Source organism: Streptomyces sp. NPDC006458 (assembly GCF_040612135.1).
Classification (GTDB): Bacteria; Actinomycetota; Actinomycetes; order Streptomycetales; family Streptomycetaceae; genus Streptomyces.
The window spans coordinates 62,933-81,661 of record NZ_JBEXPR010000008.1; the positions used below are offsets into that span (position 1 = coordinate 62,933).

General features: G+C 73.0%; 16 protein-coding genes and 1 pseudogene. 7 read left to right on the forward strand and 10 right to left on the reverse strand.

Going from position 1 to position 18,729, the window contains the following annotated elements; translation table 11 throughout:
* Nucleotides 1-226: 226 nt before the first annotated feature.
* A complete protein-coding gene (locus ABZZ79_RS13010; protein WP_356688988.1) occupies nt 227-1,201 on the reverse strand; it encodes a carbohydrate kinase family protein in 975 nt (324 codons plus the stop codon).
* A 130-nt stretch (nt 1,202-1,331) separates the two neighbouring features.
* On the opposite strand from ABZZ79_RS13010, the gene ABZZ79_RS13015 reads away from it, so the two are divergent.
* A complete protein-coding gene (locus tag ABZZ79_RS13015) occupies nt 1,332-1,544 on the forward strand; it encodes a hypothetical protein (RefSeq protein WP_356688989.1) in 213 nt (70 codons plus the stop codon).
* Nucleotides 1,545-1,692: 148 nt separating this feature from the next.
* Complete coding sequence (locus ABZZ79_RS13020) at nt 1,693-3,672, forward strand: hypothetical protein (protein ID WP_356688990.1); 1,980 nt, start codon at nt 1,693-1,695, stop codon at nt 3,670-3,672.
* A 98-nt stretch (nt 3,673-3,770) separates the two neighbouring features.
* Here ABZZ79_RS13020 and erpA read toward each other — a convergent pair whose 3' ends face one another.
* Nucleotides 3,771-4,127, reverse strand: a complete 357-nt coding sequence (gene erpA / locus ABZZ79_RS13025) for an iron-sulfur cluster insertion protein ErpA (RefSeq protein ID WP_356688991.1) — start codon at nt 4,125-4,127, stop codon at nt 3,771-3,773.
* 344 nt (nt 4,128-4,471) lie between these two features.
* Here erpA and nadA point away from each other — a divergent pair, with 344 nt between their 5' ends.
* The gene (nadA, locus tag ABZZ79_RS13030) at nt 4,472-5,656 is read left to right on the forward strand and encodes a quinolinate synthase NadA (protein ID WP_356688992.1); all 1,185 of its coding nucleotides are present in this window, start codon (nt 4,472-4,474) and stop codon (nt 5,654-5,656) included.
* Between the two features lie 105 nt (nt 5,657-5,761).
* On the opposite strand, the pseudogene ABZZ79_RS13035 reads toward nadA, so the two are convergent.
* The 6 genes and pseudogenes from ABZZ79_RS13035 to ABZZ79_RS13060 all read right to left on the reverse strand — a co-directional run.
* Nucleotides 5,762-5,945, reverse strand: a pseudogene (locus ABZZ79_RS13035) (hypothetical protein); the annotation flags it as partial.
* 126 nt (nt 5,946-6,071) lie between these two features.
* Entirely contained in the window at nt 6,072-9,197 is a 3,126-nt protein-coding gene (locus tag ABZZ79_RS13040; protein WP_356688993.1) for an efflux RND transporter permease subunit, read from the reverse strand.
* 154 nt (nt 9,198-9,351) lie between these two features.
* Nucleotides 9,352-10,029 carry a response regulator transcription factor gene (locus ABZZ79_RS13045; RefSeq protein ID WP_356688994.1) on the reverse strand — a complete coding sequence of 226 codons (678 nt, stop codon included), beginning with the start codon at nt 10,027-10,029 and terminating at the stop codon, nt 9,352-9,354.
* On the reverse strand, nt 10,026-11,243 hold the full coding sequence (locus ABZZ79_RS13050; protein WP_356688995.1) for a sensor histidine kinase: 1,218 nt from the start codon (nt 11,241-11,243) through the stop codon (nt 10,026-10,028). Before ABZZ79_RS13050 ends, ABZZ79_RS13045 begins: the two co-directional genes overlap by 4 nt.
* A 435-nt stretch (nt 11,244-11,678) precedes the next feature.
* Nucleotides 11,679-11,957: a hypothetical protein gene (locus ABZZ79_RS13055; RefSeq protein WP_356688996.1), complete on the reverse strand. Its 279-nt coding sequence runs from the start codon at nt 11,955-11,957 to the stop codon at nt 11,679-11,681.
* Nucleotides 11,958-11,979: 22 nt separating this feature from the next.
* Nucleotides 11,980-12,774, reverse strand: coding sequence for a PspA/IM30 family protein (locus ABZZ79_RS13060; RefSeq protein ID WP_356688997.1), 795 nt, complete (start codon nt 12,772-12,774; stop codon nt 11,980-11,982).
* Between the two features lie 261 nt (nt 12,775-13,035).
* Between ABZZ79_RS13060 and ABZZ79_RS13065 the strand changes: the two genes are divergently transcribed.
* Nucleotides 13,036-13,677 carry a DUF3043 domain-containing protein gene (locus ABZZ79_RS13065; RefSeq protein WP_356689159.1) on the forward strand — a complete coding sequence of 214 codons (642 nt, stop codon included), beginning with the start codon at nt 13,036-13,038 and terminating at the stop codon, nt 13,675-13,677.
* Nucleotides 13,678-13,757: 80 nt separating this feature from the next.
* Complete coding sequence (locus ABZZ79_RS13070) at nt 13,758-14,462, forward strand: methyltransferase domain-containing protein (protein ID WP_356689160.1); 705 nt, start codon at nt 13,758-13,760, stop codon at nt 14,460-14,462.
* Nucleotides 14,463-14,735: 273 nt separating this feature from the next.
* On the opposite strand, the gene ABZZ79_RS13075 is transcribed toward ABZZ79_RS13070, so the two are convergent.
* Entirely contained in the window at nt 14,736-14,984 is a 249-nt protein-coding gene (locus ABZZ79_RS13075; protein ID WP_356688998.1) for a hypothetical protein, read from the reverse strand.
* A gap of 153 nt (nt 14,985-15,137) precedes the next feature.
* Between ABZZ79_RS13075 and ABZZ79_RS13080 the strand changes: the two genes are divergently transcribed.
* On the forward strand, nt 15,138-16,346 hold the full coding sequence (locus ABZZ79_RS13080) for a bifunctional adenosylcobinamide kinase/adenosylcobinamide-phosphate guanylyltransferase (RefSeq protein WP_356688999.1): 1,209 nt from the start codon (nt 15,138-15,140) through the stop codon (nt 16,344-16,346).
* A gap of 125 nt (nt 16,347-16,471) precedes the next feature.
* Here ABZZ79_RS13080 and ABZZ79_RS13085 read toward each other — a convergent pair whose 3' ends face one another.
* A complete protein-coding gene (locus ABZZ79_RS13085) occupies nt 16,472-17,221 on the reverse strand; it encodes a class I SAM-dependent methyltransferase (protein ID WP_356689000.1) in 750 nt (249 codons plus the stop codon).
* A gap of 161 nt (nt 17,222-17,382) precedes the next feature.
* On the opposite strand from ABZZ79_RS13085, the gene cobT reads away from it, so the two are divergent.
* On the forward strand, nt 17,383-18,558 hold the full coding sequence (cobT, locus tag ABZZ79_RS13090) for a nicotinate-nucleotide--dimethylbenzimidazole phosphoribosyltransferase (RefSeq protein ID WP_356689001.1): 1,176 nt from the start codon (nt 17,383-17,385) through the stop codon (nt 18,556-18,558).
* The last annotated feature ends 171 nt before the right edge of the window (nt 18,559-18,729 follow it).

The window sequence follows — 18,729 nt, forward strand, 5'->3', positions numbered from 1 at the left end:
TGCGCACTTCTTTAGGGGCGCGGGGAACTGCGCACACTCGGAGCACGAGAAGCCGCACCCTCTCCGGAGGGGGGCGCGGGCAACTGCACGCTTTCAGGGGCGCGGGGAACTGCGCGACCGGCCACGGACGACCGGCAGCCACGAAACCCACGGTCGGCAGATTCGTCGGGCTGGGCGAGCGCGGGGCCGGGCCGACGGGCGGCGACGACGACCCCGCGCAGAGGCGTCAGCCCAGGTGGCCGCGGACCTCGTCGGCGGCGTCATGGCCGTACGCCTTGGTGAAGCGGTCCATGAAGTGGGCCCGGCGCAGCTGGTACTCCTGCGTGCCCACGGTCTCGATGACCAGGGTGGCCAGCATGCAGCCCACCTGGGCGGCGCGCTCCAGGGAGACGCCCCACGCGAGGCCGGAGAGGAACCCGGCACGGAACGCGTCGCCGACGCCCGTGGGGTCGGCCTTGCGCTCCTCCTCGGGGCAGCCGACCTCGATCGGGTCCTCGCCCACCCGCTCCACACGGACACCGCGCGAGCCGAGGGTCGTCACCCGGACGCCGACCTTGCCGAGGATCTCCTCCCCGGTCCAGCCGGTCTTGGACTCGATGAGGCCCTTCTCGTACTCGTTGGAGAAGAGGTACGTCGCGCCGTCCAGGAGGATGCGGATCTCGTCGCCGTTCATCCGGGCGATCTGCTGGGAGAAGTCGGCGGCGAAGGGGATCCGACGCGACCGGCACTCCTCCGTGTGGCGCAGCATGCCCTCGGGGTCGTCGGCGCCGATGAGGACTAGGTCGAGACCCCCGACGCGGTCCGCGACGGTCTTCAGCTCGATCAGCCGGGCCTCGCTCATGGCGCCGGTGTAGAAGGAGCCGATCTGGTTGTGGTCGGAGTCGGTGGTGCACACGAAGCGGGCGGTGTGCAGGGTCTCCGAGATCCGCACCGAGTCGGTGTCCACGCCGTGGCGGTCCAGCCAGGCCCGGTACTCGTCGAAGTCGAAGCCGGCCGCGCCGACCAGGATCGGCTTGGTGCCGAGCTGGCCCATGCCGAAGGCGATGTTCGCGCCGACGCCGCCTCGCCGTACGTCGAGGTTGTCGACCAGGAAGGACAGCGAGACCGTGTGCAGTTGGTCCGCGACGAGCTGGTCGGCGAAGCGACCAGGGAAGGTCATGAGGTGGTCGGTGGCGATGGAGCCGGTGACTGCGATGCGCACGGCGAGGGTCTCCTGGGTGGAGGGTCAATGACAATCCACGCTACCCGCTGGGTGGCGCGGTCTTGAAGGCGCCAAAACTACCCGATAGTAGATCTTTCTTCGTGAGTACGGACGTGCTTACGGTGCGTTCATGACGAACCTCAAGGCTCCCGCCGCCCCCGCACCCGCCGACCTCGAGGGCGACCTGGCTTCGCTGCGCGGCGACTGCGCCCGGATGGCCCGGCACTGGGCCGCCCCCGACCGGGGCACGTCCCGTCCGGTCTCCCCGTCCAGCATCCACGGCGTGACCGTGCCGTCGAAGTCCGCGCGCCTGCTGGACGCGATGTCGGACTACGGGGACTGACCGGCTCCTCACCCCTGCGGCGCAACCGGCTCACTCGGGAGGCTGAACCCTCGCGCCCGAGGGAACCGCACGCTCGCCCGCTACGTCTCATCGCCGTCCCCCCTCGCGGGGATGTGGGATACGACCCTCCAGCAGCAGGAGCGATGCGGTGAACACCGAGCGACCCGACAACCCCGACCGCGACGACGCCGTCACGGGTGAGGCCGGCGCCGCCGACAGCCCCGGCACGAGCGATCCTGCCGGGGCTGCGGAGCGCCCCGTTGATTCGGCCGGGCCGGCCGACACGGCCGAGGCCGACGCGAGCACCGCCGACACGGCCGAGTCCGAGGCACAGGCCGAGGCGGGCACCGACGCGCCTGGCGCCTCGGACGCCGCCGAAGCGCCGGAGGACGCCGCTCCCGCGGCGAGCGACGAGCCGGCCGCGGACCCTCGGCCCATCGTGGACCCCCGGCCCACCGCGGCCGACGAACCGGCCACCAGCCCCCGGGCCGCGACCGCCGAATCCGCCGCGCCCGCCAAGTCCGCCGACGGCTCCGACGACTCCGACGACTCCGACGACTCCGACGACTCCGACGACTCCGACGACTCCGACGAGCGGACCGTGCGTCTCGGCGCGGGTGGAAGGTCCGTCCCGCTGTCCGGCGAGGAGCGGCCGATCGGCGGGCGGCGGCGGTCGCCACTGGTCGCCGCCTCCGTCGCCGCCGCCGTGCTGCTGGTGGCGGGCGGCGGGGCCTATCTCGCCGCGTCCGCGGCCGACCGTTCGGGTGGCGACACCGCCTCGGGCGCGCCCGGCGGCGACGGCACTCCCCCGCCGCTCCCCGTCGACGGCTACTCCGAGGGCGGCGCCGAGGGCATCGCGCCGGGCGAGCCGAACCCGTACGGAGCCGTCTACCAGGCATCGGGCAAGCTGCCCGACGGCCCCGACTCGGCGGCCGTGTTCCGGGCGCGGGGCCAGGTCGACAAGGCCGAGGTGGCCCGGCTCGCGGCGGCGCTCGGGGTGGAGGGGACGCCGGTGCTCCAGGGCCAGTCCTGGCGGATCGGCGCGAAGGACGGCTTCGGCCCGACCCTCCAGGTGAACCTCCGGGCGCCGGGCACCTGGACGTTCCACCGCTACGCGCCCGGCACGGACAGCTGCAAGAGCACCACCGAGTGCCCGCAGCGCGGCCCCATGGCCCCGGCCGGCGACCCGGTGAGCGAGGAGGCCGCGAAGAAGGCGGCCGCGCCGGTGCTGAAGGCGGTCGGCCAGGACGACGCCAAGATCGACGCGAGCCAGATCATGGGCGCGCAGCGCGTGGTGAACGCGGACCCGGTGATCGGCGGGCTGCCGACGTACGGCTGGATGACCGGGCTGACCATCGGCGTGGACGGCGAGATCGTCGGCGGCAGCGGACAGCTCAAGGCGCCGGTGAAGAGCGACACGTATCCGGTGCTGGGCGCCCGCGAGACGCTGGAGCAGATGAACGCGGGCCATGCCGGGCAGCGTTCGGGCATCGGCGAGTGCGCGAGCCCGGTGCCGCTGGACGACGGGAGGGAGCCGTCGGCTCCGTGCGAGCCGGAGCCGGCGCCGCCGCAGGAGATCGAGGTGCGGGGCGCGGTGTTCGGGCTCGCGACGCACTATGTGGACGCTCGGCAGACGCTGGTGCCGTCGTGGCTGTTCGAGGTGCGGGCGCCGGGCGCGCAGGACACGTTCACGGTGACGCATCCGGCGGTCGAGCCCCGCTTCCTGGTCGCCCCGACGCCGGTCCCCTCGGACGTACCGCCCGGTGAGCCGACCGAGCCGCCGAGCCCGCGGCCGACCGGCCCGGACGAGCCGACCTCCGCACCGGCTCCGCGGGACGTGCAGGTGGAGGCGTACGCGGCCGAGGGCCGGGAGCTGACCGTGCGCTTCACCGGCGGGGTGTGCGCGGACTACGAGGTGAAGGCGGCCGAGAAGGCGGACCGGGTGGCGGTGACGGTGATCGAGAAGCCGTGGCCGGACAAGGTGTGCATCATGATCGCCAAGGAGTTCCACCGGACCGTGCAGCTGGACGAGCCGATCGGTGACCGCCGGGTGGTCGACTCGAACGGCCACGGGGTCCCGCTGGACAAGCCGGGTGCCCGGCTGCCGAAGACGTCCATGGCCCACTGACCGGCACGACGACGGCGGCGCTCCCGGTATTCGGGGGCGCCGCCGTCGTGTTGCCTCAGGGGGCTCGCCTCAGCGGGCTCGCCGCAGGGGGCCGCGGGTCAGCTGAAGGAGTCGCCGCAGGCGCAGGAGCCGGTCGCGTTCGGGTTGTCGATCGTGAAGCCCTGCTTCTCGATCGTGTCCACGAAGTCGACCGTGGCGCCGCCCAGGTACGGGGCGCTCATGCGGTCCGTGACGACCTTCACACCGCCGAAGTCCTTCACGACGTCGCCGTCGAGCGAGCGCTCGTCGAAGAAGAGCTGGTAGCGCAGGCCGGAGCAGCCGCCGGGCTGGACGGCGACGCGCAGGGCGAGGTCGTCACGGCCTTCCTGGTCGAGCAGGGTCTTGACCTTGGACGCGGCGGCGTCGGTCAGGATGATGCCGTCGGTGACGGTGCTGGTCTCGTCCGATACGGACATCTACATCTCTCCCGGGTTGTACGGAGACTGCTTGCCGACGGTTGCAACCGGCGGGGCCTCGGATTCATTCCGGGCCGGTCCCTGAAGTTCATGCCGGGCCGGTCCTTCTTTCATGCTCGCACACGGGCCGGGAAGCGGAAAACGTCCCGTCCGGACCACCTGGGGTGACATCAGGACGTCTGCGGGATTCATGTCACATCGACACTATGGCCATCGTCAAACTGACGTGAAGCAGTTATGATAGATAACGTCATTTCGACGAAAAGGTCGAAGAGTTCGTCCCGTATGACCCGCCGGTCCGGCTTCCCGGACCGGCGAGCCGCAGAACAGAAAGGGTGCGTGTCGTGACCACCGCCCAGACCCAGGAGCTCGACGTACAGCCGACGCCCCTCGCCCTGCTCCTGCTCGGCCGGGAGGCCGACCCGCGCAGCGAGCGTGGCGTCGAGTGTCCCGGTGACCTCCCCTCACCGTCCGACCCGGACCTGGTCGAGCGGGCCCGCGCGGCCAAGGAGAAGCTCGGCGACAAGGTGTTCGTGCTCGGCCACCACTATCAGCGCGACGAGGTCATCCAGTTCGCGGACGTCACGGGCGACTCCTTCAAGCTGGCCCGGGACGCGGCGGCCCGCCCGGAGGCCGAGTACATCGTCTTCTGCGGTGTGCACTTCATGGCCGAGTCGGCGGACATCCTGACCTCCGACGACCAGAAGGTCGTGCTGCCGGACCTGGCAGCCGGCTGCTCCATGGCCGACATGGCGACGGCGGAACAGGTCGCCGAGTGCTGGGACGTGCTGACCGAGGCCGGCATAGCCGAGCAGGTCGTGCCGGTGTCGTACATGAACTCCTCGGCCGACATCAAGGCGTTTACCGGCAAGCACGGTGGCCTCATCTGCACGTCGTCCAACGCCCAGCGCGCCCTCGACTGGGCCTTCCGGCAGGGCGAGAAGGTCCTCTTCCTGCCCGACCAGCACCTCGGCCGCAACACCGCCGTGCGGGACATGGGCATGTCCCTGGACGACTGCGTGATCTACAACCCGCACAAGCCGAACGGCGGCCTGACCGCCGAGGAGCTGCGCGCGGCGAAGATGATCCTGTGGCGCGGCCACTGCTCGGTGCACGGCCGCTTCAGCCTGGACTCGGTGAACGACGTCCGTGAGCGCATCCCGGGCGTCAACGTCCTGGTGCACCCCGAGTGCCGGCACGAGGTCGTGGCCGCGGCGGACTACGTCGGCTCGACCGAGTACATCATCAAGGCCCTGGAGGCGGCCCCGGCCGGCTCCAAGTGGGCCATCGGCACCGAGCTGAACCTGGTCCGCCGCCTGGCGAACCGTTTCGCTCCCGAGGGCAAGGAGATCGTCTTCCTCGACAGGACGGTCTGCTTCTGCTCCACGATGAACCGCATCGACCTGCCCCACCTGGTCTGGACCCTGGAGTCGCTGGCCGAGGGCAACCTCGTCAACCGCATCGAGGTCGACAAGGAGACCGAGGCGTTCGCCAAGCTCGCCCTGGAGCGGATGCTGGCCCTGCCGTAACCCGGCTCACCCGCGTTCACCCCGAGGCGGAGGTCCGCCCGGGGTGCGCGGGGTCGATCATCTGGCCGGTCTCGGTCAGGGCCTGCCGGCTCTGTGCCGCCCGGGATCCTGCCGGAAGCGGGCCCGGGAGACCGCGGCCTCCGGCGTACTGGGCGTGCACCGGCTTGACGGCCACGTCCCGCCCCGAGCGCGATCTGGCCCGGTGGACGATCCCCATGCCCCCGGCGCCGAGCCGGTCGACGAGTCTGTTGCCGCCGACCGGCCTCGGGTCGTCCCTGTGCAGCGGCACGCCCCGATCCCCTTCCCCCGGTACAGCGATCGAGGCCACAGAACACGAAGCGCGCACACGGCGGCGGCCGGGCCCGGACCGGCGGGTCCAGGTCCCGGCCGCCGTCGGATCAGCGGATCGGGGCGGTCACACCCCGGCGAGCTCCGGCTCCTCCGACTCCACCGGGCGGACGGGCACGCCGGCCTTCTTCTGCCGCTTGGCCTCCCGCTTCTGCGCGCGCCGCTCCTTGCGGAGCTCCAGCATCGCGTAGAGCGTCGGGACCAGCAGCAGGGTCAGCAGGGTCGAGGTGATCAGGCCGCCGATCACGACCACCGCCAGCGGCTGGGCGATGAAGCCGCCCTCGCCGGTGACGCCCAGGGCCATCGGGAGCAGCGCGAAGATGGTCGCCAGGGCGGTCATCAGGATCGGCCGCAGCCGGTGCCGGCCGCCCTCGACCACGGCTTCGACCACTCCGTGGCCCTGTCGCCGGTACTGGTTGATCAGGTCGATCAGCACGATCGCGTTGGTGACCACGATGCCGATCAGCATCAGCATGCCGATCATCGCGGGGACGCCCATCGGCGTGCCGGTGGCCACCAGCAGACCGATCGCGCCGGTCGCGGCGAACGGGATGGAGACCAGCAGGATCAGCGGCTGGGCCAGCGAGCGGAAGGTCGCCACCAGCAGCATGAAGACGATCGCGATCGCCGCGAGCATCGCCAGGCCCAGGTTGGCGAACGCCTCGTCCTGGTCCTGGGAGACGCCGCCGATGTCGGCGGTGGCACCGGCGGGCAGCTTCAGCGCGTCGATCCTGGTCTGGAGCTCCGCGCCCACCGCGCCGGTGTTGTCGCCGGTCGGCCGGGCGGTGATGGTGGCGGCCCGCTGACCGTCGATCCGGGTCATGGAGACCGGCCCGTCGACCAGCCGCACGGTCGCGATGTCACCCAGCTTCACCCGGCCCAGCGGCAGCGCGCGCAGCTCGGCGAGGGTTCCCGCGGGGTTCGCGGAGCGGATGACGACATCGCGCTCGGTGTCGTCCAGCGTGGCCTTGGCGGCCGGGGTGCCGCGCACCGCCTGGGCGACGGCGAGGCCGAGCGTCTGGTCGCTGAACCCGGCCGCGGCCGCCTTGTCGTTGGCCTTGACGGAGATGCGCGGGACGCTCTGCGCCAGGTCGCTGGTGACGTCGGTGACGTCGTCGAGCTTCGCGACGGTGGCGCGGACCTGCTCGGCGGCCCGGCGCAGCGCCTCGCCGTCGGCGGCCTTCACGACCACGCTGAGGTCCTGGCTGCCGAAGCCGTCACCGGCCGCGACGGTGGTCGTGCCGACGCCGGAGAGCTTCTTCAGCCCGGCCTCGATGCGGTCCACGACCTCGTAGGAGGAGGCCGACTCCTCCAGCATCACGTTGTACTGGGCCTGGTTGGTGTCCGTGCCGCCGCCGAACGCCGCGAGGAATCCGGACGAACCGACCGTGACCTGGTAGTCCTTGACGCCCTCGGTGTCGGCGAGCAGCAGCTCGACCTTCCGCGCCTGGACGTCGGTCGCGGCGAGGCTGGCGCCGGGCGCCAGCTCCTGGCGGACGGTGAGGACCTCCTGCTCGCCCTGGTCGAAGAAGTTGGTCTTCAGCAGGGGGGCCATGCCGAAGGTGCCGATCAGGATCACGACCGCGAGGGCCACGCTGGTCAGCCGGCGACGCGTGGCGAAGCGCAGGACGGGGACGTAGAGCCGCTGGAGCCGGCTGTTCGCCTCCTTCTCCTCGGCCTTGCGGCGCGCCTCCTCGGCGTCCTCGGGCGTGCCCTTGGGGGCGCGCAGGAACCAGTACGACAGCACCGGTACGACCGTCAGCGACACGAGCAGGGAGGCCAGCAGCGCCGCCGTCACGGTCAGGCTGAACGGGCCGAACAGCTCGCCGACCATGCCGCCGACCAGGCCGATGGGCAGGAAGACGGCGACGGTGGTCAGGGTGGAGGAGGTGACGGCGCCGGAGACCTCGCGGACGGCGGTGAGGATCGCGGACCGGCGCTCCTCGCCGTATCCGAGATGGCGCTTGATGTTCTCCAGGACCACGATCGAGTCGTCGACGACGCGGCCGATCGCGATGGTCAGGGCGCCCAGGGTGAGCATGTTCAGGGACAGGTCGCGCGTCCACAGCACGATCAGCGCGAGCACCACGGACAGCGGGATGGACACGGCCGTCACCAGCGTGGAGCGGACCGAGGCCAGGAACACCAGGATGATCAGGACCGCGAAGAGCAGTCCGAGGCCGCCCTCGGTGGTCAGGCCGTCGATGGCCTTGGACACGGCCGGGCCCTGGTCGCTGACGACGGTGACGGTCGCACCGGAGCCGAGGTCCGCGCGCATCCCGGGCAGCTCGTCCTCGACCGCCTCGGAGATCGCCACCGCGCTGCCGTCGTGGTCCATCGTGACCATCACGGCGAGGCTGGGACGGCCGTTCGTCCGGGTGATCGAATCGGCGGGGGCCTGCTCCTGCCGCACCGTTGCCACGGAACCGAGGCGCACCGGCCGCTTGCCGCCCTCGCCGGTGACCATCAGGTCCTCGACCTGCGCCAGCGAGGTGAAGCCGCCGCCGACCTGGACGGTGCGGTTGGCACCGTCCTCGTCGAAGGAACCGGCCGGGACGGTGGCGCCGCCCGCCTGCAGTGCCTGGGCGAGGGACTGAGTGGTGAGACCGGCGCGGGCCAGCCCGCGCTCGTCGGGCGTGACGGTGACCTGGAGGTCGCGCACACCGTCGACGGTGACCTGGCCGACGCCGTCGATGTCCTTCAGCCGCGGGACGACCGTCCGGTCGAGCTGGTCCGCGAGGGCCTGCTGGTCCTTGCCGGAGGTGACGGCGAGCACCACGGTCGGCATGTCGTCGGTGGACCCGGCGACGACCTGCGGGTCGACGGAGTCGGGCAGCTGGACCCGGGCGCGGTTGACGGCCTGCTGGACGTCCGCGACGAGCTGCTCGGTGTCGATGCCGTAGTCGAAGGACGCCATGATCACGGCGTTGCCCTCGCTCGCCGTGGAGGTGACGCCGGTGATGCCGTCGACGGCTTCGAGGTTGTTCTCGATCGGTTCGACGACCTGCTTCTCGACCACGTCGGGAGAGGCACCCTGGTACGGCGCGAGGACCGACACCATGGGCAGTTCGATGGTCGGCAGCAACTGCTGCTTGAGCTGGGGTATCGCGATCGCCCCGAAGGCGAGCGCGATGATCGACATCAGGCCGATCAGGGCCCGTTGCGCGAGGCTGAACCTGGACAGCCAGGACATGGGTCAGGGTCTCTCTTCAGTGGCCGGAGCGGAGGGGGAAGCGCAGAGGAGCGCCCACCCAACACCCTGTGCCATCCACTGACCCCGGCCCGTACCCCGCAGGTCCCGTTCCTTATGCCACGCATACTGCGGGTGGAGTACGGGCCCGTGGGGGTCAGTCCACCCTCGGACGTACCAGCCCCGATTCGTACGCGATGACCACCAGCTGCGCCCGGTCGCGGGCGCCCAGCTTGGCCATGGCCCGGTTGACGTGCGTCTTCACGGTCAGCGGGCTGACGGTGAGCCGCTCGGCGATCTCGTCGTTGGAGTGCCCGCCGGCGACCAGCACCAGCACCTCGCGCTCCCGCACGGTCAGGGCGTCCAGCCGCTCGGCGTCCGCGGGGTCGCGGTCGTCGGCGCCCCCCTGGGCGAGGAACCGCGCGATCAGCCCCTTGGTGGCCGTCGGGGACAGCAGGGCCTCGCCGCCCGCCGCGACCCGGATCGCGTTGAGCAGTTCCTCCGGCTCGGAGCCCTTGCCGAGGAACCCGGAGGCCCCGGCCCGCAGCGACTGCACGACGTAGTCGTCGACCTCGAAGGTGGTGAGGATGACGACCCTGACGTCGGCCAGCGTGGGGTCCTCGCTGATCATGCGGGTGGCGGCGAGGCCGTCGGTGCCCGGCATCCGGATGTCCATCAGCACGACGTCGGTCGGCCGCTCCTTGGCCAGCCGCACCGCCTCGGCGCCGTCGGAGGCCTCCCCCACGACCTCCATGTCGGGCTCGGAGTCGACCAGCACCCGGAACGCGCTGCGCAGCAGGGCCTGGTCGTCGGCGAGCAGCACGCGGATGGTCATGCGGAGTCCTCCTGCGGACCGGTGCGGGTCTTGACCGGCAGGATCGCATGGACCCGGAACCCGCCGCCGTAGCGGGGACCGGTGGTCAGGGTGCCGCTCACGGCGGTGACGCGCTCGCGCATGCCGAGCAGCCCGTGGCCGCCGCCGTCGGAGGAGGCGGGGTCGCCGGTGCCGTCGTCAAGGACGCTGATCTCGATGCTCGGGCCCACCCGGACGACGCTGACCTCGGCCTTGGCGCCCTGTCCGCCGTGCTTCTGCACATTGGTCAGGGCTTCCTGGATGACGCGGTACGCGGCGAGGTCCACGGCCGCGGGCAGCCGGGTCCCCTCGTCGGTGCGGGCGACCTCGACGTGCAGCCCGGCCGCGCGGAAGGTGCCGACGAGTTCGTCGAGGCGGTCGAGTCCCGGGGCGGGTTCGGTGGGGGCCTCCGGATCGCCGGACTGCCGCAGCAGGCCCACGGTGGCCCGCAGCTCGTTGAGCGCGGAGCGGCTGGCCTCCCGGACATGGGCGAGCGCTTCCTTCGCCTGGTCGGGCCGCTTGTCCATGACGTGCGCGGCGACCCCGGCCTGCACGTTGACCAGGGCGATGTGGTGCGCGACGACGTCGTGCAGATCCCGTGCGATCCGCAGCCGCTCCTCCGCGACCCGGCGCCGGGCCTCCTCCTCCCGGGTCCGTTCAGCCCGCTCGGCCCGCTCGCGGATGGCCTCCACGACGGCCCTTCGGCTGCGTACGGCGTCCCCGCCGGCCGCGGCCATGCCGGTCCAGGCGAAGATGCCGAGGTTTTCCTGGGCGTACCAGGGCAGAGGGCCGGCGAGCATGGCCGCGCCGGTCAGCACGCTCATGGTGAGCAGGCCGACGCGCCAGGTGGTGTGGCGGTCGGTGGTGGCGGCGACGGTGTACAGGGCGATGACGGCCGCCATGGCTACGGGGGCGCGGGGGTCTCCGGTGACGGCCTCGACGAGGGACAGTCCGCCGGTGACGGCCAGGACGGCCAGCGGGGTGCGGCGGCGGAACACGAGAGCGGCGGCGGCGAGGGCCATCAGCACGAGGCTCGGCCAGTCCGGGGTGCGCAGGCCCCAGGTGACGCCGTTCGCTCCGCGGGGGTCGACGAAGGAGCCGGCGACCATGGCCACCAGGACGGCGGACGCGAGTGTCGCGTCCAGCGCCATCGGGTGCGCCTTCATGCGGGCGCGGAAGCGGTCCAGGGTGGTCACGGCCATCTACGGTAACCGGGCGCGGGGCGGTTCCGTGCGGCGGTGCTTGCGAGGGCGCCGTGCGGTTCCGTGCGGCGGCGGCTTGCGAGGGCGGGGGGAGGTTCCGTGCGGCGCGGCTTGCGAGGGCGCGGGGCGTCGTGGCCGAGGGCGGGGCGTCGCGCGACTCGGCGCTGCCGGGGTACCGCCGCGCCCACCCCTGCCGCCCCCAGCGGCACGCTTGCCCGCGGCTCGGGCGGCGCGGCGCCCGCGGCGATGGACGTCGGGAAGTCGCGTACGGCGCGGAGGGGTGAGGGCGGTGCGCAGCTCAGCGTGGCGAGGTGCCGCCGCGCCCACCCGTGCCGCCCTTAGCGGCACGCATGCCCGCGGCTCGGGCGGGGAGGGGACACCCCCCGGCGCGGCCGCGCACCACCCACCCGCATCACGCGCCCAGGAACCTCAGCCCGGGATCAGACCGTCGTCGCGGAGCATGGCCCGGACCTCGTCCAGGGTCGCCTCGGGCGACGGAAGGATGAGGTCCGACGGGTCGAGGGACTCGTCGGGGACCGGGCCGCCGAGGCGGCGGACCGCCTCCAGGAGGGCGCCGAGGGTGCGGCGGAAGCCGGCCTCGTCACCGGACTCGAGTTCCTTCAGGAGCTCGTCGTCCAGCGCGTTCAGCTCGGGCAGGTGGCTCTCGGAGAGGGTCACCTGGCCCTCCCCCATGATCCGTACGATCATGTCGCCTCCCTCGGCGTGCCCCCTACTGCTTGTCGAAGCGCGGGGTGTCCTGTGGCTGCTGCTGACCCTGCTGCTGCCCGCTGCCGCCCTCGAGGGCCTGCCGGTCGGACGAACCGCCCGCCAGCTCCGCCTTCATGCGCTGCAGCTCCAGCTCTACATCCGTACCACCGGACAGCCGGTCCAGCTCGGCCTGGATGTCGTCCTTGGCGATGCCGGTCGGGTCGTCGAGCGCACCGGAGGCCAGCAGCTCGTCGATCGCGCCGGCCCTGGCCTGGAGCTGTGCCGTCTTGTCCTCGGCCCGCTGGATCGCCAGCCCGACATCGCCCATCTCCTCGGAGATACCGGTGAAGGCCTCCCCGATCCGGGTCTGCGCCTGGGCCGCGGTGTAGGTCGCCTTGATCGTCTCCTTCTTCGTGCGGAAGGCGTCGACCTTCGCCTGGAGCCGCTGCGCCGCGAGGGTGAGCTTCTCCTCCTCGCCCTGGAGCGTGGCGTGCTGCGTCTCCAGGTCGGTCACCTGCTGCTGGAGCGCCGCACGGCGGGACAGCGCCTCACGGGCCAGGTCCTCCCGGCCCAGCGCCAGCGCCTTGCGGCCCTGGTCCTCCAGCTTGGCCGACTGCGACTGCAGCTGGTTCAGCTGGAGCTCCAGCCGCTTGCGCGAGGTGGCCACGTCGGCGACACCGCGGCGCACCTTCTGGAGCAGCTCCAGCTGCTTCTGGTACGAGTAGTCGAGGGTCTCGCGCGGGTCCTCGGCCCGGTCCAGGGCCTTGTTCGCCTTCGCGCGGAAGATCATCCCCATCCGCTTCATGACACCGCTCATGGGCTTCGCGCGCCCCCTTCTGACGGACTCCGGCTCCAGCTCTGCGACAGAACCCACAGTACGGGCCCTGCATCCATTGACGCACTGTTCCGTGGCTGATGCGGTCATCCCCGAGGACGACTGCGTCCGCTCCGGCTCCGGCGTAGGGAGTAGGTGGTCCCCGGAGGGTCCCGAGGGTCCCGGGGGTTCCCCGGGGCCTTCCACCACGTCCCGTCTGTCCCCCTGAAGACGACTGGTGTTGCCGGATCGTTCCCCACGGGACTGGGGTCCACACCTGCCTACCCCGTACCCTTGGGTTTTGTGTTCCGTAGCCGTGCCACCAAGGACGAGAAGGCCACCACCGCCGACAAGGCGCCGGTGACCGACTCCAAGCAGCCCCGTCACCCGCAGGCCCCGAAGGGCAGGCCCACGCCAAAGCGCAGTGAGGCCCAGTCCCAGCGCCGCAGCGTGGCCAGTACGCCCACGACGCGCAAGGAGGCCGCCAAGCGGCAGCGCGAGGAGCGCCGTGCCGCCCTGGACCGCCAGCGTCAGGCGCTGGCCGGGGGCGACGAGCGTTACCTCCCGGCGCGCGACAAGGGGCCGGTGCGCCGCTTCGCCCGCGACTTCGTCGACTCGCGCTTCAACATCGCTGAGTTCTTCCTGCCGATGGCCGTGGTCATCCTCGTGCTGAGCGTGGTCCGCGTGCAGAACGTGCAGACGCTGGCGCTGCTGCTGTGGCTCGTCGTGATCGTGATGATCGTGCTGGACTCGGTCCTCACCTCCTTCCGTCTGAAGAAGCAGCTGCGTGAGCGCTTCCCGGACGAGAACCAGCGCGGCGCGGTCGCCTACGCCCTGATGCGCAGCCTTCAGATGCGCCGGCTCCGGCTGCCCAAGCCGCAGGTCAAGCGCGGAGCGCGACCCTGAGCGCAGCCGCTTTCTCCGGGGGTGCGGCCGAGGCCTGGCTGAACAAGCTGGGCGGCCTGCGTGATGTCGTACGACAGGAGCTGGTCGCCCGGCAGCTCGACGAGCAGATAGCCGGGCGGTTCCCGGTCGGGCAGCGGCTGCGGGTGCTCGACGTCGGGATGGGCCAGGGCACCCAGGCGCTGCGCCTGGCCCGCATCGGCCATCAGGTCACCGGTGTCGAGCGCGACGCGAAGATGGTCGCCGTGGCGCGGGCGGCGCTGTCCGCCGAGCCGGAGGGCATCCGGGAGCGGATGCGGATCCTGGAGGGCGACGGCCGGGACACCGGCGTGCACTTCCTGCCGGGCAGCTTCGACGTGGTGCTGTGCCATGGCGTGCTGATGTACGTCGAGGAGCCGGACGCGCTGCTGGCGGGTCTGGCCCGGGTGCTGGCGCCGGGCGGACTGCTGTCGCTGCTGGTGCGCAACGCCGACGCGCTGGCCATACGGCCGGGGCTGTCCGGCGACTGGGCGGGGGCGCTGACCGCCTTCGACACCACCGCGTACCGCAACCGGCTGGGCCTGGACGTGCGGGCGGACCGGCTGCAGACGATCAGCTCGACGCTGGCGGGCATCGGCACGCCGCTGCACGCCTGGTACGGGGTGCGGGTGTTCACGGACACCGCGCCGGACGACGCCGAGGTCCCGGAGGACGTCGAGCCGCTGCTCGCGGTGGAGGAGCGGGCGGGACGCACGGACCCGTACCGGGCCGTCGCAGCGCTGCTGCATCTGTGCGGGGTCCGCGGCTGACGTCCGGGCGCGGGAGCCCGGGGACGTCGTCACCGGGCTCGACAACAGGGCGATCAGCTCACTGACGGAGATCGCGCCACGTCGCGGCCCTGCCCGACAGGACCTCCCCAGAGCGACGGCCCGGCCCGCACGACGGGAGGGCCGCCCCAGCGCGAGCGCTCAGACGCGCACCACGGACCTCCCCAGCACGAGGGCGGCCCACACCACAGGACCTCCCCAGCGCGAGGGCCCGGCGCGAGGGCTCAGCCCGGCCCGGTACGCCGCCCCCGCGGCTCACGCCTCCGCCGCCTCCGCGGCGTCCGCGGCGTCCGCCGTGTCCTCGGCGTGCAGGCTCATCGGGCCGTAGATCTCCGTGGTGTCCTCGAAGAGGCGTACCTGGTCGGCGCCGCCGGCCTGCAGGTCCTTCCAGTGCTCGCCGATCCACGACTCCGCGTCGCCCTGCGTGGTGAACTCCTCGGGCTGCACCGCGGGCTCGACCTCCGTCCCGTCGGACTTCTCGAACCGCCACGTCCACATCGCCATGCAGGCCTCCTTCATGGTGCTTCGTCTGGGACGAGCCTATGGGGTCGATCGGGGTTGCCAGAAGAAGATCGGCACAGTCGGCCGATACCAGCCGGGTCCCTTGAAGGGGCTCCCGGGCAGGCATGACCAGGAGGGAGCGGCGAGAATCGGGGCGTGGAACTCACTCTGCTCGGCACCGGTGCCCCCGCCGGCCTCCCCCGCCCCGACTGCCCCTGCGCGGCCTGTGCCGCCGCCCTCGGGGACGACGCCCGGGGCGCCACCTCGCTGCTGGTCGACGGGGCGCTGCTGCTGGATCTGACGCCGGGGGCCGCGTTCGCCGCGGCGCGGGCCGGGCGGTCGCTGACCGGTGTGGGGCAGGTCCTGCTGACGCATCCGCACGACGGGCCGGCCGTCGAGGTGCCGGCGGGGCTGCCGCAGCCGGGCCGGGTGCCCGACGGGCGGGAGTTGGCGCTGCTGACGGGGCATCGGGTGCGGGCCGTGGCGATGGACTCGCCGGGCACCGGGTACGCCGTGACCGGGCCGGACGGGCAGCGGGCGCTGTATCTGCCGCCGGGCGGGGCTCCCGCCGGGCTGGCGGAGAGCGGCTCGTCCGTGGAGACGTACGACGTGCTGCTCGCCGATGTCGTCGGGCGGCCCGACGCGCTGGCCCGGCTGCGCGCGGTCGGTGCGGTGGGGCCGGCGACCGATGTCGTCGCCGTCCACCTCGGTCATGACGTGCCGCCGGGCGCGGAGCTGCGGCGGCGGCTCGCGGCGGCGGGAGCGCGGGCCGTCCCGGACGGGACGACGCTGGCGGTGGGCGGCTACCCGGGCGTGCTCGACGTACCGCGCCGGACGCTGGTGCTCGGCGGGGCGCGGTCGGGCAAGTCGGTCGAGGCCGAGCGACGGCTGGAGTCGTTCCCGGACGTGCTGTACGTGGCCACCGGGGGGACGCGGGGCGGGGACACCGAGTGGGCGGGGCGGGTCGCCGCGCACCGGGAGCGGCGGCCGGGGTCCTGGCGGACGACGGAGACCTGCGACCTGGTGCCGCTGCTGAAGGACGACGGGCCGCCGCTGCTGATCGACTGTCTGTCCCTGTGGCTGACCGACGCGATGGACTCCGTCGGGGCCTGGGACGACGCGGAGTGGGCAGGCGGGGGCGAACGGGCGCTGCGCGAGCGGGTGCGGGAGCTGACCGGTGCCGTGCGGGAGGCCCGGCGGGTGGTGGTCGCCGTGTCGAACGAGGTGGGGTCGGGGATCGTGCCCGCCACGGCGTCGGGGCGGCGCTACCGGGACGAACTGGGGCGGCTGAACGCGGCGTTCGCCGGTGAGTGCGAGCAGGTGCTGCTGGTGGTGGCGGGGCAGGCCGTCGTACTGCGGGGGTGAACGACCCGCGGACTCGGGCCCGCTGAACGCCCGTCCGGACCGACCGGACCACCCGAACCGACCGAACCGACCGGACCGACCGGACCACCCGGACCGACCGGACCGTCCGGACCCGCCGGGCGCGCTCAGGGCCGCCGATCGGCCTTCTTCCGGGCGATCAGCCGGTACGCCCGGGACAGCCGGGTGCGGGTCAGCAGCGTGGGGACGGTGGGGGTCACCAACTCGCAGCCCTGTGACTCCAGTTCCGCGCGGACGTTGGCCGGCGGCAGGAGGTGGGCGACGCGGGGCAGGGGGAGGCGGCGGGGGTCGGTGGTCTCGATCAGGAGGTGGCCGCCGGGGCGCAGGGCCTTCAGCGCGGCGCTCAGCTCCGCGCGGGGGTCGCGGGTGTGCTCCAGATGGTGGAGCAGGCTGACCACGTCGTACCGGGAGCGCAGCCGGGCCAGTACGTCCGGGGTGGTCAGGGTGCCCACGTGGGCCTCGTCCAGGCGGCCCGCCCGGCGGGCCCGTTCGACGCGCGGGGTGCTGTCCACGCCGTCGAAGGCGGTGTAGGGGAAGAGGGCGCGGGCCGTTTCGGGGAAGTCGGCGTGGCCGGTGCCCACGTCCAGCCAGCTCTCCGGTTCGGGGAAGGGGAGCATCGCGCGGGCGGCGAGGCGGTGGCGGAGCCGGGTGGCGGCCGTTCGTACGCCGTCCGCCCGCGCCCCTTCCCCGCGTGCCGGGTCCGTCCTGGGGCCCGTCTGGCGCGGGTTCTGGAAGACGTGCGCGCAGTCGCGGCATTCGTCGACCGCCTGCGCTCCGGGCTTCGTCCGCGTGCGCAGGCTCGTGGAGCCGCACCAGGGGCAGTCGTCGCGGCGTGGGTCGGTGGGGGTGGGGGGCATCGGCTTACTCCCTGGGACGGCCGGGACGGCGGACAGGGACGTACGACAATCCACTGCAAAACGGAACGTATGGGATCCCGATCTTGGGCGCAACGACGTCGCCGGGGTGTGGGGGCCATGTGGCGGCGTTCTGCTCGACCGGTGCCGGTACTGTTCGGCGAATGAGCGCGCTGAATCTCGACGACTTCACCGATCTGATCGAGCGGCCCGACGGCGGAGTGCGCCGCGACGCGGAGGCGCGCCGGGAGCGTCAGATCGTGCCGCCCGGATCGCTGGGGCGCCTGGACCAACTGGGCGAGTGGCTCGCGGCGGCGCAGGGCACGGCGGTGGTGCGGCCCGTCGAGCGGCCGCGGGTCGTGATCTTCGCCGGTGACCACGGGATCGCCGGGCTCGGCGTGTCCGCGCGGCCCGCGGGCGGCGCGGTGGAGCTGGTGCGCGAGGTGCTGGACGGCAGTCGCCCGGTGGCGGTGCTCGCACGGCGGCTCGGCGTGCCGGTGCGGGTGGTCGACATGGGCCTGGACTGCGAGCCGGACGCACTGCCCGCGGACGTCGTACGACACCGGGTGCGGCGCGGCAGCGGGCGGATCGACATCGAGGACGCGCTGACCCGCGACGAGGCGGAGGCCGCGTTCCGGGCCGGGATGGCCGTCGCCGACGAGGAGGCCGACTCGGGGACGGACCTGGTCGTGCTCGGCGATGTGAGCGTGGGCGGGACCACGGCGGCCGGTGTGCTGGTCGCCGCGCTGTGCGGGACGGACGCGTCGGTGGTGACCGGGCGCGGCGGGCTGGCGATCGACGACCTGGCGTGGATGCGCAAGTGCGCGGCGATCCGGGACGCGCTGCGGCGGGCCCGGCCGGTGCTGGGCGAGCAGTTGGACCTGCTGGCGGCCGTCGGCGGCGCCGACCTCGCCGCCATGACGGGCTTTCTGCTCCAGGCCGCCGCACGGAAGATGCCGGTCGTGCTCGACGGTGTGGTGAGCGCGGCCTGCGCACTGGTCGGGCAGCGGATCGCCTTCCGGGCGCCGGACTGGTGGCTGGCCGGGCAGCTCAGCGGGGAGCCCGCGCAGGCCAAGGCGCTGGACCGGATGGCCCTGGAGCCCCTGCTGGACCAGGGCGTGACGGTGGGCGAGGGAGCCGGGGCGCTGCTCGCGCTGCCCCTGATCCAGGCCGCCGCGGCACTGGCCGCGGAACTGCCGGAGCGGGCCGGGGAGAAGCCGGCGCAGGAGTCCGCGGCGGGGACCACGGACGAGCCCGAGGAACAGGCCGGAGAACCGTCCGGAGAACCGTCCGGAGAACCGTCCGGGGAACAGGCCGGAGAGCCGTCCGGGGAGGACTGACCCGAACGGGGCTCATCCCCGGTGACGGGCGCGGCCCGGCCCGGAAATCCCCCTCCGTGGGAAGTGCCCATACGGTCCCCCGCACGGGCGGGCCGTCCGGTTCGCCGTGCGGTGTCCGCGGCTCGTCGCGTCCGTGAACCTGCTGAGCGCGGTGTGGGCCCGCTTCCGCGC